Origin of the sequence: Mycobacterium sp. 852002-53434_SCH5985345 (genome assembly GCF_001667155.1) — a bacterium.
In the GTDB taxonomy this organism is placed as follows: Bacteria; Actinomycetota; Actinomycetes; order Mycobacteriales; family Mycobacteriaceae; genus Mycobacterium.
The window spans coordinates 204,886-219,042 of sequence record NZ_LZIE01000024.1 but is presented as its reverse complement, the minus strand read 5'-3'; the positions used below and the strand labels follow the sequence as shown (position 1 = coordinate 219,042).

Annotated in this window: 15 protein-coding genes; 4 read left to right on the top strand and 11 right to left on the bottom strand. The window is 70.9% G+C overall.

All coding sequences use genetic code 11. The features are described 5' to 3' along the window. A partial coding sequence (gene eutC / locus A5756_RS04325) for an ethanolamine ammonia-lyase subunit EutC (protein ID WP_082959980.1) occupies positions 1-826 on the top strand: 826 nt, incomplete at its 5' end. Here the strand turns inward: eutC and A5756_RS04320 are convergent. The 8 genes from A5756_RS04320 to clpB all read right to left on the bottom strand — a co-directional run bounded on the left by A5756_RS04320 (position 823) and on the right by clpB (position 9,216). Continuing rightward, positions 823-1,470 (bottom strand): SRPBCC family protein, encoded by a 648-nt coding sequence (locus A5756_RS04320; RefSeq protein ID WP_066947636.1) that lies wholly within the window; start codon positions 1,468-1,470, stop codon positions 823-825. The two genes, eutC and A5756_RS04320, sit on opposite strands and share 4 nt — an antisense overlap. A gap of 55 nt (positions 1,471-1,525) precedes the next feature. Continuing rightward, a complete protein-coding gene (locus tag A5756_RS04315; RefSeq protein ID WP_197505430.1) occupies positions 1,526-2,668 on the bottom strand; it encodes an XdhC family protein in 1,143 nt (380 codons plus the stop codon). A 130-nt stretch (positions 2,669-2,798) separates the two neighbouring features. Then, on the bottom strand, positions 2,799-3,443 hold the full coding sequence (locus A5756_RS04310) for an RNA methyltransferase (RefSeq protein WP_066947719.1): 645 nt from the start codon (positions 3,441-3,443) through the stop codon (positions 2,799-2,801). After that, positions 3,440-4,348 (bottom strand): hypothetical protein, encoded by a 909-nt coding sequence (locus A5756_RS04305; protein ID WP_066947634.1) that lies wholly within the window; start codon positions 4,346-4,348, stop codon positions 3,440-3,442. The genes A5756_RS04310 and A5756_RS04305 overlap by 4 nt, the downstream gene beginning before the upstream one ends. 1 nt (position 4,349) lies before the next feature. Continuing rightward, on the bottom strand, positions 4,350-4,892 hold the full coding sequence (gene pyrE / locus A5756_RS04300; protein ID WP_066947715.1) for an orotate phosphoribosyltransferase: 543 nt from the start codon (positions 4,890-4,892) through the stop codon (positions 4,350-4,352). Continuing rightward, positions 4,879-5,652, bottom strand: a complete 774-nt coding sequence (locus A5756_RS04295; RefSeq protein ID WP_066947712.1) for an SDR family oxidoreductase — start codon at positions 5,650-5,652, stop codon at positions 4,879-4,881. Before A5756_RS04295 ends, pyrE begins: the two co-directional genes overlap by 14 nt. A gap of 54 nt (positions 5,653-5,706) precedes the next feature. Continuing rightward, entirely contained in the window at positions 5,707-6,567 is an 861-nt protein-coding gene (gene ttfA, locus A5756_RS04290) for a trehalose monomycolate transport factor TtfA (protein WP_066947631.1), read from the bottom strand. A gap of 102 nt (positions 6,568-6,669) precedes the next feature. Beyond that, entirely contained in the window at positions 6,670-9,216 is a 2,547-nt protein-coding gene (clpB, locus tag A5756_RS04285; RefSeq protein WP_066947628.1) for an ATP-dependent chaperone ClpB, read from the bottom strand. Between the two features lie 125 nt (positions 9,217-9,341). Between clpB and A5756_RS04280 the strand changes: the two genes are divergently transcribed. After that, positions 9,342-9,767, top strand: a complete 426-nt coding sequence (locus A5756_RS04280) for a DUF3060 domain-containing protein (protein ID WP_082948129.1) — start codon at positions 9,342-9,344, stop codon at positions 9,765-9,767. Between the two features lie 5 nt (positions 9,768-9,772). Here A5756_RS04280 and A5756_RS04275 read toward each other — a convergent pair whose 3' ends face one another. Next, a complete protein-coding gene (locus A5756_RS04275; protein WP_082948130.1) occupies positions 9,773-10,426 on the bottom strand; it encodes a TetR family transcriptional regulator in 654 nt (217 codons plus the stop codon). A gap of 69 nt (positions 10,427-10,495) precedes the next feature. On the opposite strand from A5756_RS04275, the gene A5756_RS04270 reads away from it, so the two are divergent. After that, positions 10,496-11,668 carry an FAD-binding oxidoreductase gene (locus A5756_RS04270; protein ID WP_066947617.1) on the top strand — a complete coding sequence of 391 codons (1,173 nt, stop codon included), beginning with the start codon at positions 10,496-10,498 and terminating at the stop codon, positions 11,666-11,668. 2 nt (positions 11,669-11,670) lie between these two features. Continuing rightward, a complete protein-coding gene (locus A5756_RS04265; RefSeq protein ID WP_066947614.1) occupies positions 11,671-12,573 on the top strand; it encodes an aldose 1-epimerase in 903 nt (300 codons plus the stop codon). On the opposite strand, the gene A5756_RS04260 is transcribed toward A5756_RS04265, so the two are convergent. Both A5756_RS04260 and dnaJ read right to left on the bottom strand, forming a co-directional pair. Beyond that, a complete protein-coding gene (locus A5756_RS04260) occupies positions 12,574-12,960 on the bottom strand; it encodes a heat shock protein transcriptional repressor HspR (RefSeq protein ID WP_066947611.1) in 387 nt (128 codons plus the stop codon). Next, positions 12,960-14,138: a molecular chaperone DnaJ gene (gene dnaJ, locus A5756_RS04255; RefSeq protein WP_066947606.1), complete on the bottom strand. Its 1,179-nt coding sequence runs from the start codon at positions 14,136-14,138 to the stop codon at positions 12,960-12,962. The genes A5756_RS04260 and dnaJ overlap by 1 nt, the downstream gene beginning before the upstream one ends. Positions 14,139-14,157 lie beyond the last annotated feature (19 nt).

Genomic DNA, 14,157 nt, shown 5'->3' with positions numbered 1-14,157 from the left:
GCCTCCTCCCCGCCGGCCTCGCCACGCCCCGGCGGCGGGCGCTGCCCGCCGGCTTAGGCCCCACACCTGGCCCCCCCTTCGCCCCGCCACGACGGCGCGAAGCGGGCTCGGGCGGGCGGGCAACTCGCTGCCGACCCGCCGCGTCCTGGAATTTCAGGCGGCGCACGCCGCGGCCCGCGACGCCGTGCACGAGCCACTCGACGTCGAGGGCCTCATCGCGCGGCTGCGCGACGTCGGAATCGACGAGCCGCTCCGGGTGTGCAGCCGGGCGGCCTCGCGCGGCGAATACCTGCGCCGGCCCGACCTCGGCCGCAGCCCGGCCGACTTGACGGGTCTGCGAAAGACCAAGGCGGACATCGGTTTTGTCCTCGCCGACGGGCTCTCACCGCGCGCCCTGACCGATCATGCGGCGGGCATGGTCGACGCGCTGGTCCGCGAATTCGACGGCCGATACCGGATTGCGCCGCCCGTCATCGCGACCCAGGCGCGCGTCGCGCTCGGCGACCACATCAGTCAAGCCCTAGGCGTCGCAACGGTTCTCGTGCTCATCGGTGAGCGCCCGGGCCTGTCGGTCGCCGACAGCCTGGGCATCTACTTGACGCATCGGCCGAAGCCGGGGCTCACCGACGCCGACCGCAACTGCATCTCCAACATCCATCCGCCCGACGGCCTCGACTACCCGGCGGCGGCGGCGGTCGCCGCCGCGCTGGTGGCCGGGGCCCGCGAACTCGGCCACTCGGGCGTCGCCCTCAAAGACACGACGCGATCAGCAATAGGCCTAGCCCAGTCGGCGGCCGCGCCGGCAGAAATAGATCGGCCGTCCTAACGCCGGCGGCCGAGCATCCAACCCAGCACCAGCGCGGCGAGCACGGCCAGCACCAGCGGGGCGTACCTCTTGAGCTGGTCGCCGCCGGCGAGCTCGAGCAGGTCGATCGGCGCGGGCTCCGCGGCAGGGGCCGCGTGTCGCGGCTCGGGGACGGGTCCGACCTGCGTGGGACCCTCCGGCGTGGCCGGCGCCGCCACACTCTGCGCGGCCAGTTCGGCTTCGAGCGATTCCACGAACTGGCCCAGCAGCTTCTCCGACACCTGCTGCAGCATGCCGCTGCCGAACTGGGCCAGCTTGCCCGCGATCTTGAGGTCGGTGTCGACGGTGACGCCGGTGCGCTCGCCGTCCTCGTAGAGCTGGGCGGTGACCGTGGCGGCCGCGTTGCCGGTCCCCCGCGTCTCCTTGCCCTTGGCGTCGATGACCGCCCGGTACTGGCCACGGTCGTGCTCGACGAAACGCACCTTGCCGCTGAACTCGCTGGTGACCGGCCCAACCTTCACCTTGACCTTGCCGAGGTAGTCGTCCGCCTCGTGGCCGGTCAGCGCCGCCCCGGGCATCAGCGGGATCACCTGCTCGAGGTCGCTCAGCACGTCCCAGGCCCGGTCGATGGGGGCGCTGACGGTGAACCGGTTGGCGATCTTCATGCGGGGTCCTCTCGTGGGCGGCGGCGACGGCGTCGGCACTAGCCTACGGGCGACACTACGGAAGTAGAGTGGGGTCCCCGGCGTCGTGGTGGATGCGCCCGGCGATCTGAGCCAGCGGGCGGCCCCCGCCGCCCCAGCGCTTGGCGACGATGTCGGCGGCGATCGAGACCGCGGTCTCCTCCGGGGTGCGCGCGCCGAGGTCCAGCCCGATGGGGCTGGAGAGCCGGCCCAACTCGGCCTCGGTCAGGCCGGCGGCTTTGAGCCGGTTCAGGCGGTCGTCGTGGGTGCGCCGCGACCCCATCGCCCCGACGTAGCCGACCTGGGGCAGGCGCAGCGCGACCTCGAGCACCGGCACGTCGAACTTGGGGTCGTGGGTGAGCACGCAGATCACCGTGTGGCGGTCGACGGCGGCCGCCTCGGCCTGGGCGGCCAGATAGCGGTGGGGCCAGTCGACGACGACGTCGTCGGCCGTCGGGAAGCGCGCCCGGGTCGCGAACACCGGTCGGGCGTCGCACACGGTGACGCGGTAGCCGAGGAACGAACCCTGCCGGGCCAGCGCGGCCGCGAAGTCGATCGCGCCGAACACCAGCATCCGCGGCGGCGGGGCATAGCTGGCCACGAAGACCTCCATGCCGTCGCCGAGCCGCTGCCCGTCGGGCCCGTACTTGAGGACGTCGCTGCGCCCCAGCGCGAGCAGGCCGCGCGCGTCGTCGGCGACCGCGGCGTCGGCACGGGCCGAACCCAGCGATCCCGCCATCCCGTCGGGCCGGATGACCACCCGCCGGCCCACCCAGGACGGGTCCGGGTGCGCGATCACGGTCGCGGTCGCCACCGCGCGGCGCTCGGCGATGTCGTCGGCCACCGCGCCGAGTTCGGGAAACGACGCGCGTGAAACCGGCTCGACGAAGACGTCGATGACGCCGCCGCACGTCAGGCCGACGGCGAAGGCGTCGTCGTCGCTGACGCCATAGCGTTCCAGCCGCGCGGCCCCGGTTTTCGTCGCCTCGGTCGCGAGCTCGTACACCGCGCCCTCCACGCAACCACCCGACACCGACCCGGTTACCGAGCCGTCCGGCGCCACCACCATCGCGGCCCCCGGCGGACGCGGCGCGGACCGGAAGGTGCGCACCACCGTCCCCAGCCCCGCGGTGTCGCCAGCGCGCCAGATCGACATCAGCTCGGCAAGCACGTCACGCACTCGTCCAACGTAGGCGGACAGGCATGACCCGGCTTGACTTCGGGTGTGAATCGTTGGCGTTGAGTGTGCGTGGAGGGCGGCGACACGCCGAGAATGCCCGCCCCGAGCGCACACTCGACGCGGACGGCCGCTACCAGGCCCGGGACAGGTCCGCGTGCTGCCGAATCCAGGCGTGCATCGCGATACCGGCGGCCACGCCGGCATTGATGCTGCGGGTCGAGCCGAACTGGGCGATCGACACCGTCGTGGCCGCGCCCGCCCGGATGTCGTCGGTGATGCCCGGCCCCTCCTGACCGAACACCAGCAGGCACTCCCGCGGCAGCGCGGCCTCCTCCAGACGGGCCGCCCCCGGCACGTTGTCCACCGCGACCACCGTCAGCCCGGCGCGCACGGCGAAGTCCAGCAGTTCGGCGGTGCTGTCGTGGTGGCACAGCCGCTGGTAGCGGTCGGTCACCATGGCGCCGCGGCGATTCCAGCGCCGCCGGCCCACGATGTGCACGGTGTGCACCGCGAAGGAGTTGGCGGTGCGCACCACCGAGCCGATGTTGGCGTCGTACCCGAAGTTCTCGATCGCCACATGCAGGGGGTGCCGCCGCCGGTCGATGTCGGCGATGATCGCCTCCCGCGTCCAGTACCGGTACGCATCGACGACGTTGCGAGTGTCGCCCTCGCGCAACAGGACTGGGTCATACCGCGGGTCGTCGGGCAGCTCGCCCGCCCAGGGCCCGACCCCGCCGGCCGGTGCGCCCCACTCGGTCGGCCCCGGATCGCTCATCGCGGTGTCCACACAGCGGCGTGGGTGCCGTCGACGGCCACCGTCGCGTAGAGCAACGCCTCGTTGATCTCGCCCTGGGTGCACAGCGACGCGCTGACGTGCACCGCGTCCAGCGAGGCGTCGGGCAGGATCAGCACCGACGACCCGTACGCCGCGCAGGCCGGGTTCAGTCCGGCGCCGGGCAGCGTCGGCGACGCGAGCAGCATCAGCGGCCCTCCGCGTTTGGCCGAGTCGTCGCGGTACCGGGCCGCCAGCCCGTCGGCCTCCAGGCCCAGCAGCATATAGCCGTTCCCGTTGAACGCCGCGGGGTCGCCGAGCTGCGCCTTGGTCACCGGGGCGCCGTCGGCGCGCCAGGCCGACAGGCTGGTGGTCTTGACCGCCAGGCCGGTGTCGTTGGCGTTGGTGGGCATCAGCCCCACCGGGAAGGCGGCCGGGTAGGCCGCCGAGGTGTTCGGGATCCGGTCGCGCGGCGAGTAGCTGTACACACCGCGGACCTGACTCCGATCCTTCAGTGGCCCAAGGCAAACCGTGCCGGTCAGCCGGTCACCGGGCGCCGACAGCGGCGAGTGGACGTCGGGCACTTTGGCCGTCCCGCGGTCGCAGCTGCCCAGTCCGGTCGACTCGATCGGATGCGACAGCGCGCCGTAGAGGCCGAACCGGAGGTCCTCGGCTTTGGCCCGTGGCGCGTGCGAGTCGGCCGCGGAGGCGTCGACGTCGATGAGCACGTAGTCGCCGTCCCAGCGCATGTTCGACACCGCCATGTTCCAGCCCAGCAGCGAAAGCGACTCCCCGAGCCGCGCGCCCTGGGCGCCGTAGGGGCGAACCGGTTGGCTGGACCCCGAGCAGCCCGTCAGCAGGGCCAGCGCGCAGGCCGCTACCGCGAAGAGGTGCGCACGGCGATGCAACCTAGCCCAGCCCCAGATCGGCAAGGCCCAGCACGCTGCGATACGGCAGGCCCTCGGCCTGGATGGCCTCGGCGGCGCCGGTCGAGCGGTCCACGACCGTGGCCACCCCGACCACCTGGCCGCCCGCCTCTTGGACGGCGCGCACCGCCGTCAGCGCCGACGCGCCCGTGGTGCTGGTGTCCTCGACGACCAGCACCCGCTTACCGGCGACCTCGGATCCCTCGATAAGGCGTTGCAGCCCATGGGTTTTCGCGGACTTGCGCACCACGAACGCGTCGATCGGGCGGCCCGGCGCGTGCATGACGGCAGTGGCGACCGGGTCGGCACCCAGCGTCAGCCCGCCGACCACGTCGTAGTCCCAGTCGTGGGTGAGGTCGCGCATCAGGGTGCCGATCAGGGCGGAGGCCCGGTGGTGCAGGGTCGCGCGGCGCAGGTCGACGTAGTAGTCGGCCTCCTTGCCGGACGACAGCGTCACCTTGCCGTGCACCACCGAAAGCCGGCGCACCAGGTCGGCCAGCTCCTCGCGCAGGTCAGGTCCGGCCACGGCCACCGCCGATCCGCTTGGTCACGGCCCGCATCAGCGTCCGCGGGATCATCCGTTCCGCGGCGATGATCGCCTTGTATTGCAGGCCGGGGATGCTGATCACCTTGCCGCGGGCGATGTCGGCCAGGCTCTGGTTCACCACGTCGTCCACCTCGAGCCACATGAACGACGGCGACTTGGCCATGTCGATCCCGGCTCGGGCGTGAAATTCCGTGCGCACGTAGCCCGGACACACGGCGTGCACTCCCACGCCGGTGCCCTGCAGGCCTACGGACAGGCCCTCGCTGAACGAGATCACCCACGCCTTGGACGCCGAGTAGGTCGACCCGCGTCCCGGCACCAGGCCGGCGACGCTGGCGATGTTGATGACGGTGCCGGCGCCCGCGTCGAGCATGGCCGGCAGGGCCGCGCGGGTGAGGTGCATGACCGCGGTGACGTTGACGTCGAGCTGCGATTGCAGCAGCGCGGGGTCGGTGGCCCAGAAATCGCCCGAGGTGCCGAAGCCCGCGTTGTTCACCAGGACGCGGACGCCCTGGGCCAGGCGTTCGCAGACCTTGTCGCGACCGGCGGCGTCGGCCAGGTCGGCGGGCAGCACCTCGACGTTGCCGGCCCGGCCCTCCAGCTCGCGCGCCAGTTCGTGCAGCCGGTCGACGTCGCGGGCGACCAGGACCAGGTCGTAGCCGTCGCTCGCATAGCGTCGCGCGAAGCCGGCGCCGATCCCGGACGTGGGCCCGGTGATCAGGGCGACAGGACGAGGCATGAGCGACATCCTAATGACGGCGGCCGCGCCGCCCATCCGGCGCCCGGCGCGCCGTCAGTGCTGATAGTTGGTGGCCTGGTGGCCGTTGCGCCCGGCCGGCGGCGGGCGGCGAACGGCGTCCGAGCCGCGCTGCTCCCGGCGTATCGGCTCGGCCGGCCGGCGAGCAGGAGCGTCGCCCAGCAGCCCCGTGACGTCCTGCTGCGCGCGCCGGGGCGGCAACTCCGCGCGGCCGGCCGGGGCCAGCGGGCGGCTCGGCGACGCGTTGCGCAGCCCCGCGGGCGCGCCCGCCTCCTGCTGGGTTTCCTCCGGCAGCGGCGGCAACACCCGCAGCAGGTCGTTGAACTGCCGCACGGTGCGCAGCCCCTCGTCCCACTGGGTGCGGGTGCTGGTGATCGGCAAGGCGACCAGCGTCCAGTTCTGCTCGTTCCACATGATCTCGGCGCAATCCGGTGCGGTGTGCGCGAAGGTGACCATGCGGCGGTCGCATGCGCGCCGGGCGGCGTCCAGGTTGGTGGAGTACACCATCCGCGGGCCGATCGCACCGAGCAGCCAAATGTCGCTCTCCCGCGGCTCTTTCAGTCCCTTGAGCCGCAGGTCCACCACGACGTTGGTGCCCACCTTGCGGTGCAGCGCGATCACGGTGGCGACCTCCTCGAGGTCGAAGATGTAGACGGCCTCGCCGCGGATCTGGCCCAGCACCACGTTCTCGGCGGCGATGTCGCCCACGGTCGAGATCACACCGCGCTTCCAGCGCTTGAGGATGTCGGCCGATTCACGCTCGTAGTCGAACCCGTGCGACCGCGCCCACGACCTGCGGCGCCTGCTGCGTCCGCGGCGTCGATCGAGGTCGACGTACAGCAACACCCCCGCGCCGACGAAGCACAGCGCGGACAGCGTGAACCAAAGGGGGACCATCCCACACAGGGTATCTGCATTTCCGCCGGAATAAAGAAGTCCGGCTGGTCACAACCCAATTACAGCGTGGCGGGTCGCCACCACTGGGACGGTCCCCCGGGGTCAGCCCAGGATCAGCGAATCGCCGTCCGGGCTGACGTTCACCGGAACGGTGTCGCCGTCGTGCACGTCGCCGGCCAGCAACAGCTTGGCCAGCTGGTCGCCGATGGCCTGCTGCACCAACCGGCGCAGCGGCCGGGCGCCGTAGACCGGGTCGAACCCGCGCTGGGCCAGCCACTGCTTGGCCGGCAGCGACACCTCCAGCGTGAGGCGGCGCTGCGCCAGCCGCTTCTGCAGCTGGGCCAGCTGGATGTCGACGATCGACACCAGCTCGCCGGGCTCGAGGCCGTGGAAGATGATCACGTCGTCGAGCCGGTTGATGAACTCGGGCTTGAACGCCGAGCGCACCGCGGCCATCACCTGCTCCTCGCTGCCGCCCGACCCGAGGTTGGACGTCAGGATCAGGATGGTGTTGCGGAAGTCGACCGTGCGGCCCTGCCCGTCGGTGAGCCGGCCCTCGTCGAGCACCTGCAGCAGCACGTCGAACACGTCCGGGTGCGCCTTTTCGATCTCGTCGAACAGGATCACCGTGTACGGCCGCCGCCGCACCGCCTCGGTCAGCTGACCACCCTGGTCGTAGCCGATGTAACCCGGAGGGGCGCCGACGAGCCGTGCGACCGAGTGCTTCTCGCCGTACTCGCTCATGTCGATGCGGACCATCGCGCGTTCGTCGTCGAACAGGAACTCCGCCAACGCCTTGGCCAGCTCGGTCTTACCGACACCGGTCGGCCCGAGGAACATGAACGACCCGGTCGGCCGGTTGGGGTCGGCGACGCCGGCCCGGCTGCGGCGCACCGCGTCGGAAACCGCGGTCACCGCCTTCTTCTGGCCGATGACGCGCTTGCCCAGCTCGTCTTCCATGCGCAGCAGCTTGGCGGTCTCGCCCTCGAGCATCCGCCCGGCCGGGATGCCGGTCCACGCCGACACCACGTCGGCGATGTCGTCGGGTCCGACCTCCTCCTTGAGCATCACGTTCTCGCGCGCCTCGGCGTGCGGCAGCGCGGCGTCGAGTTTCTTCTCCACCTCGGGAATCCGCCCGTAGCGCAGCTCGGCGGCCTTGGCCAGGTCGCCGTCGCGCTCGGCGCGCTCGGACTCCCCGCGCAGCGTGTCCAACTGCTCCTTGAGCTCGCGGACCGCGTCGATCGCGCTCTTCTCGTTCTGCCAGCGGGTGGTCAGCTCGGCCAGCTTCTCCTTCTGGTCGGCCAGCTCGGAGCGCAGCTTCTCCAGCCGCTCCTTGGACGCCTCGTCCTCTTCCTTGGCCAGCGCCATCTCCTCGATCTCGAGGCGGCGCACCAGGCGCTCGACCTCGTCGATCTCGACGGGCCGCGAGTCGATCTCCATCTTCAAGCGCGACGCGGCCTCGTCGACCAGGTCGATGGCCTTGTCCGGCAGGAAGCGGGCGGTGATGTAGCGGTCGCTCAAAGTGGCCGCGGCGACCAGGGCCGAGTCGGTGATGCGCACACCGTGGTGCACCTCGTAGCGGTCCTTGAGCCCGCGCAGGATGCCGACGGTGTCCTCCACCGACGGCTCGCCGACCAGCACCTGCTGGAAGCGCCGCTCCAGCGCGGCGTCCTTTTCGATGTACTTGCGGTACTCGTCGAGCGTGGTGGCGCCGACCAGCCGCAGCTCGCCCCGGGCCAGCATCGGCTTGATCATGTTGCCGGCGTCCATGGCGCCCTCGCCGGTCGCGCCCGCCCCGACGATCGTGTGCAGCTCGTCGATGAACGTGATGATCTGCCCGGCGGAGTTCTTGATGTCGTCGAGGACGGCCTTCAGCCGCTCCTCGAACTCGCCGCGGTACTTGGCGCCGGCCACCATCGAGCCGAGGTCCAGGCTGATGACGGTCTTGTCGCGCAGGCTCTCCGGCACGTCGCCCGCCACGATCCGCTGGGCCAGGCCCTCGACGATCGCGGTCTTGCCGACGCCGGGCTCACCGATGAGCACCGGGTTGTTCTTGGTGCGCCGCGACAGCACCTGCACCACGCGGCGGATCTCGTTGTCCCGCCCGATGACCGGGTCGAGCTTGCCTTCCCGGGCGCGGGCGGTCAGGTCGGTCGAGTACTTCTCCAGCGCCTGATAGGTGGCCTCGGGCTCGGGGCTGGTGACGCGGGCGCTGCCGCGGACCTTGACGAAGCCGTCGCGCAGGGCCTGCGGCGACGCGCCGTGGCCGGTCAACAGCTTCGCGACGTCGGAATCACCGGTGGCCAGACCGACCAGCAGGTGCTCGGTCGAGACGTACTCGTCGTCCATCTCCACGGCCAGGTGCTGGGCGGTGGTGATGGCGGCCAGCGATTCGCGCGACAGCTGCGGCTGCGAGCTGGCGCCGCTGGCCTGCGGCAGCCGTTCGACCAGGTGCTCGGCCTCGGTTCGAATTGTCGCGGGCTGGACGCCGACAGCCTCCAACAGCGGTCCCGCGATGCCGTCGGCCTGCGTGAGCAGGGCCATCAGCAGGTGCGCGGGGCGGATCTCGGGGTTGCCGGCGGCCGAGGCCGCCTGAAGCGCCGAGGTCAGGGCCGCTTGCGTCTTGGTTGTCGGGTTGAAAGAGTCCACGACGCCTCCGTTCGCATAAGTAGGGAAAATGCTTGTCGCGTTGTTCAACGCCGTCAAGGTTGAGTGTGTTCCGCTCAACTCTAACGAGTTTTGGACGATATGGTGCGCGGGGTACCCACCTGGCGATGACGCAGACCGAACCGCACCAGGAGCGGGCCGAGGCGGGCCGCGTCCGCGGCGCGTTCCGGCTGGCCATCGTGGTCGCCGGGCTGTCGCTGGCGGGACTCGCCGTAGCCGGGTTCCGCACCGACCTCGGCGGGGCCGGACCGTCGGCGACCGTCCCGGAGTCGGGCACGTTGCAGGTCAACGGCACCGGCACGTCGAAGACCATCCGCTGCCAGGGCGGCTACCTGTCAGTCAGCGGCCAGACCAACACCGTCACCGTCACCGGGCACTGCACCAGCGTCAGTGTCTCCGGCCACGGCAACCGCGTCGCGGTCGACAGCGCGGACGCGGTCAGCACCTCCGGGACCGGCAACGCGGTCACCTTCCACTGGGGGTCACCGAACGTCGTCAACGCCGGGACGACCAACACCGTCAAGCAGGGCTGAGCCGGTCACGGGCGATAGCCGGCCGGCAGGTCCAGCTCGTCCACGTCCGCGGTCAGATAGCGCTGCACGCTGGGCGCGATCAGCGCGACCACCTCGTCGGTGCCGAGATCGGCCAGCGGGCCCACCTTCATCACATAGCGGAACAGCGCGGTGCCGACCAGGTTGGTGCCGGCGAGGTTGGCCCGCAGCAAGGTGTCCGGACCCTCACCCAGGACGCCGGAGATGGCCGCCATCACGTAACCGCGCATGAAATCGCGGAAGGCCTCGTGCGCGTCGGAATTCAGCATCGCCGAGTGCATCATGGCGACCATGGTCGGCCCGGTCTCCGGCTCGTCCCAGATCTGCAGGTAGGCCCGCACCAACCGGGCGCCGATGTCGGCGCGCGAGCCGCCGGTCATCGCGGCGACCAGCACGCCGCCATCCAGGACCAGCCGCATCGACTCACGGAACAGCTCGGCCTTGGACCCGAACAGGTACAGCACCATCGCGGCGTCCACGTGGGCGTCCTCGCCGATCTCACGCAGCGTCGTCTTCTCGTAGCCCTGGGCGGCGAATCGCTGCTTGGCCGCGCGGAGCACCACATCCTTCGACACGGGCTCGCCCTGGCGGCGGCCCCTGCGCTTTCGCGCATCGGATGGGGAAGCAGCAGGTGACGGCATACGACGACGGTATCATTTCATTAATTGTTGAAAATATCCCGACGGCCGGCGCGCCTAGAATCGGGCCCCGTGGGGCTCGAGGACACCGAAGCGTTGCGGGTGCTGCGCGACGCCTTCGCGCAGCAGGAGTCGGGCCCCGGCAACGAACTCGTCCGCCGGTTCTACACCCACTGGTTCGGCATGGACGTGTCGGTACGCGACCTGTTCCCGCCCGAAATGGGCGGGCAGCGGATCGCTTTCGCCCACGCCCTGCACTGGGTGTACGGCGAACTCGTCGCCCAGCGCGCCCAGGAACCGGTCGCCTTCCTGGCTCAGCTCGGTCGGGACCACCGCAAATACGGTGTGCTGCCCCAGCATTACGACACGTTGCAGCGCGCGTTGTTGTCGACGTTGCGCACCCATCTCGGCGATGCCTGGACCGACTCCGTCGACGAGGCGGCCGACCAGTCGCTCAACCTGATCGTCGGGGTGATGCGCGGCGCCGCGGACGCCGAGGAGGGGCCCGCCTGGTGGGACGGCACGGTCATCGAACACATGCGAGTCTCCCGCGACCTTGCGGTGGTCCGGCTGCAGCTCGACCGCCCGATGGACTATCACGCCGGCCAGTACGTCAACGTCCACGTCCCGCAGTGCCCGCGCCGCTGGCGGTACCTGTCGCCCGCCATCCCGGCGGATCCCGGCGGCGGCATCGAGTTCCACATCCGCGTGGTGCCCGGCGGCTTGGTCAGTACCGCCATCGTCAACGAGACCCGGCCCGGCGACCGGTGGCGGCTGTCCAGTCCGCACGGCGGTCTGCGGGTCGACCGGGACGGCGGCGACGTGCTGATGGTCGCCGGTAGCACCGGGCTGGCACCGCTGCGGGCGCTGATCATGGACCTGAGCCGGTACGCGGTGAACCCGCGGGTGCACCTGTTCTTCGGCGCCCGCTACCGCTGCGAGCTCTATGACCTGCCCACCCTGTGGCAGGTGGCGTCCCACAATCCATGGCTGTCGGTGTCGCCGGTGTCGGAGTACAGCGCCGACCCGGCATGGGCCGCCGACTATCCCGACTGCACGCCGCCACGCGGCCTGCATGTGCGGCAGACCGGCCGGCTCCCCGACGTGGTGACCAAATACGGCGGGTGGGGCGACCGGCAGATCCTGATCTGCGGCGGGCCGGCGATGGTGCGGGCCACCAAGGCCGCCCTGATCGCCAAAGGCGCTCCGCCGGAACATATCCAGCACGACCCACTGTGGAGGTAAGCATGCGCGTCGTCACCCTGCGCGACCCGGCGTCGCCGGTGGCCGCGGAGTTCGTGCCCGAGGCGGGCATGATCGGCACCTCGCTGAGCGATGCCGGCGTGGAGCTGCTCGGGCAACGGCGCGGGCTGGACGCCTACGTGGCGGCGGGCAAGACGATGGGCATCCCGATCCTGTACCCGTGGGCGAATCGGTTGGGCGAGAACACCTATACGGCCGAAGGCGTGACGGCGACGCTGACGCCGGGTGAAAACCGTGTCCGTGCCGATCCGAACGGGTTGCCGATCCATGGCGTGCTGGCCGCCTACCCGGGCTGGCGGGTGACCGCCGAGTCGGCCAACGAGTTGACCGCCGAGTTGGATTTCGCCGCCGACCCGCAATTGCTGGCCAGCTTCCCGTATCCGCATGTGCTGACGCTGGCGGTGCGGCTGGCCGAGCGGACGCTGACGGTGCGCACCACGGTGACCGCCACCGGCGCCCGCGCCGTCCCGCTGTGCTTCGGTTTTCACCCCTACCTACAAATCCCCGACGCGCCGCGCGCCGAGTGGGTGATCGAGACGCCGCCGCTGCGGCATCTGCGGCTCGACGACCTCGGGCTGCCCACCGGCGAATCCGAGCTCCCGGCAGCGCTCGCGGAGCCCTTGGGGGACAAGGCTTTTGACGACGCCTACGACCAGGTGCCCGACGGCGCGGTGTTCGCGGTCTCGGGGGGCGGGCGGCGCGTGGAGGTCCACTTCGAACGGGGGTATCCCGCGACGCAGATCTTCGCGCCCACCGGCGACGACCCCGCGAAACGCATCGTGTGCTTCGAGCCGATGACCGCGCCGACCGACGCGTTGCGCCGCGGCGGCTATCGCTGCGCGCGGCCGGGCGAGCCCGCGGTCACCCAGTTTTCGATCCGGGTCTGATCAGCCGCGCGTTCTGCGCGGCTGCCACACCACCACGGCGGTGCTCTTGGGCACCACCGCCAGATCGCGGCGCTGGCCGGCGCGCAGCTGTGCCAGCTCCTCGGTGAGTTCCTGCACACGCGCCTGCAGCGCCTCGACGTGATTGGTCAGCTCGATGATGCGCTTGATGCCGGCGAGGTTGACGCCCTCGTCCTGGGACAGCCGCTGCACCTCGCGCAGGAGGTTGACGTCGTGCTCCGAATAACGCCGTCCCCCACCGGAAGTGCGTTGCGGGCTGACCAGGCCGAGGCGATCGTAGGTACGCAGGGTCTGGGCGTGCATGCCGGCCAGCTCGGCGGCGACCGAGATCAGGAACGTCCGAGACTCGTCTCGTGAATTCTTGGCCATCAGCGATTACCCGCCCATCCCGCGCGTGGGTCAAACCCGCTGGCACGCTCGGCGGCCGCGTAAGCCTCCAGCGCCTCGGCGGCCGCGCCCTCCAGGTTCGGCGGCACGGCGACCTTCACCGTGACGAGCAGGTCCCCGTTACCGCCGCTGCGCTTGGGGACACCACGCCCACGCACCCGAAGGATGCGGCCGTCGGAGGTCCCCTTGGGTACCCGCACGCCCACCTTGCCGTCCAGCGTGGGCACCGAAATCGTAGAGCCCAAGGCCAATTCGGCGAAGCTGACGGGAACGGTCACGGTGAGGTCGTCACCGTCGCGCCCAAATACCTTGTCCGGCCGCACATGTACGGTCACGTACAGATCGCCCGACGGGGCCCCGCGCAGCCCGGCCTCGCCCTGCCCCGGCAGCCTGATGCGCTGCCCGTCCTCGACGCCGGGCGGGATGCGCACGTTGATGGTGCGGGTGCGGGTGGTGACCCCGGTGCCCTTGCACTCGTCACAGGGGTGCTCGATGATCGAGCCGCTGCCCCGGCAATCGGTGCAGGGTTCGGAGAAGCCGAACGCGCCCTGGTTTCGGTTGATCACGCCGGAACCGTTGCAGGTGGGGCACACCTTCGGGCTGGTGCCCGGACGTGCGCCGCTGCCATGGCAGTTCGTGCACGGCGCCGGGCTGGTCAGCCGCAGCGGCATCGCCACGCCCTTGGCGGCCTCGACGAAGTCCAGCTGCGTCTCGGTCTCCAAGTCGTTGCCGCGGCGCGGCCGGCTGGGACGGGCGCTTGCGCCGCGCCCGAACAAGCCGCCGAACAGGTCACCGATGTTGGCGCCACCGCTTCGGCCGGCGGCGTCGAACAGGTCGTTGAGGTTGAACTCGGCGCCGTCACCGCCAGCACCGAAGCCGCCGAAACCACCGGTGTCGAACCGGCGGCCGCCGAATCCGCCGCCTGCGAACAGGCGGCGGGTTTCGTCGTACTCCTTGCGCTTCGCCGGATCCGACAACACGTTGTGCGCTTCCGACACCGCCTTGAATCGCTCGCCGGCGGCGGGATTGTCGGGGTTGGCGTCCGGATGCAGGTCGCGCGCCAGCTTCCGGTAAGCGCGTTTGATCTCTTCGGGACTGGCGTCAGAGGAGACGCCCAGCTCCTTATAGAAGTCCTTTTCGACCCATTCTCGCTGGGCCATGTCGCGTCACCCCCTTCCA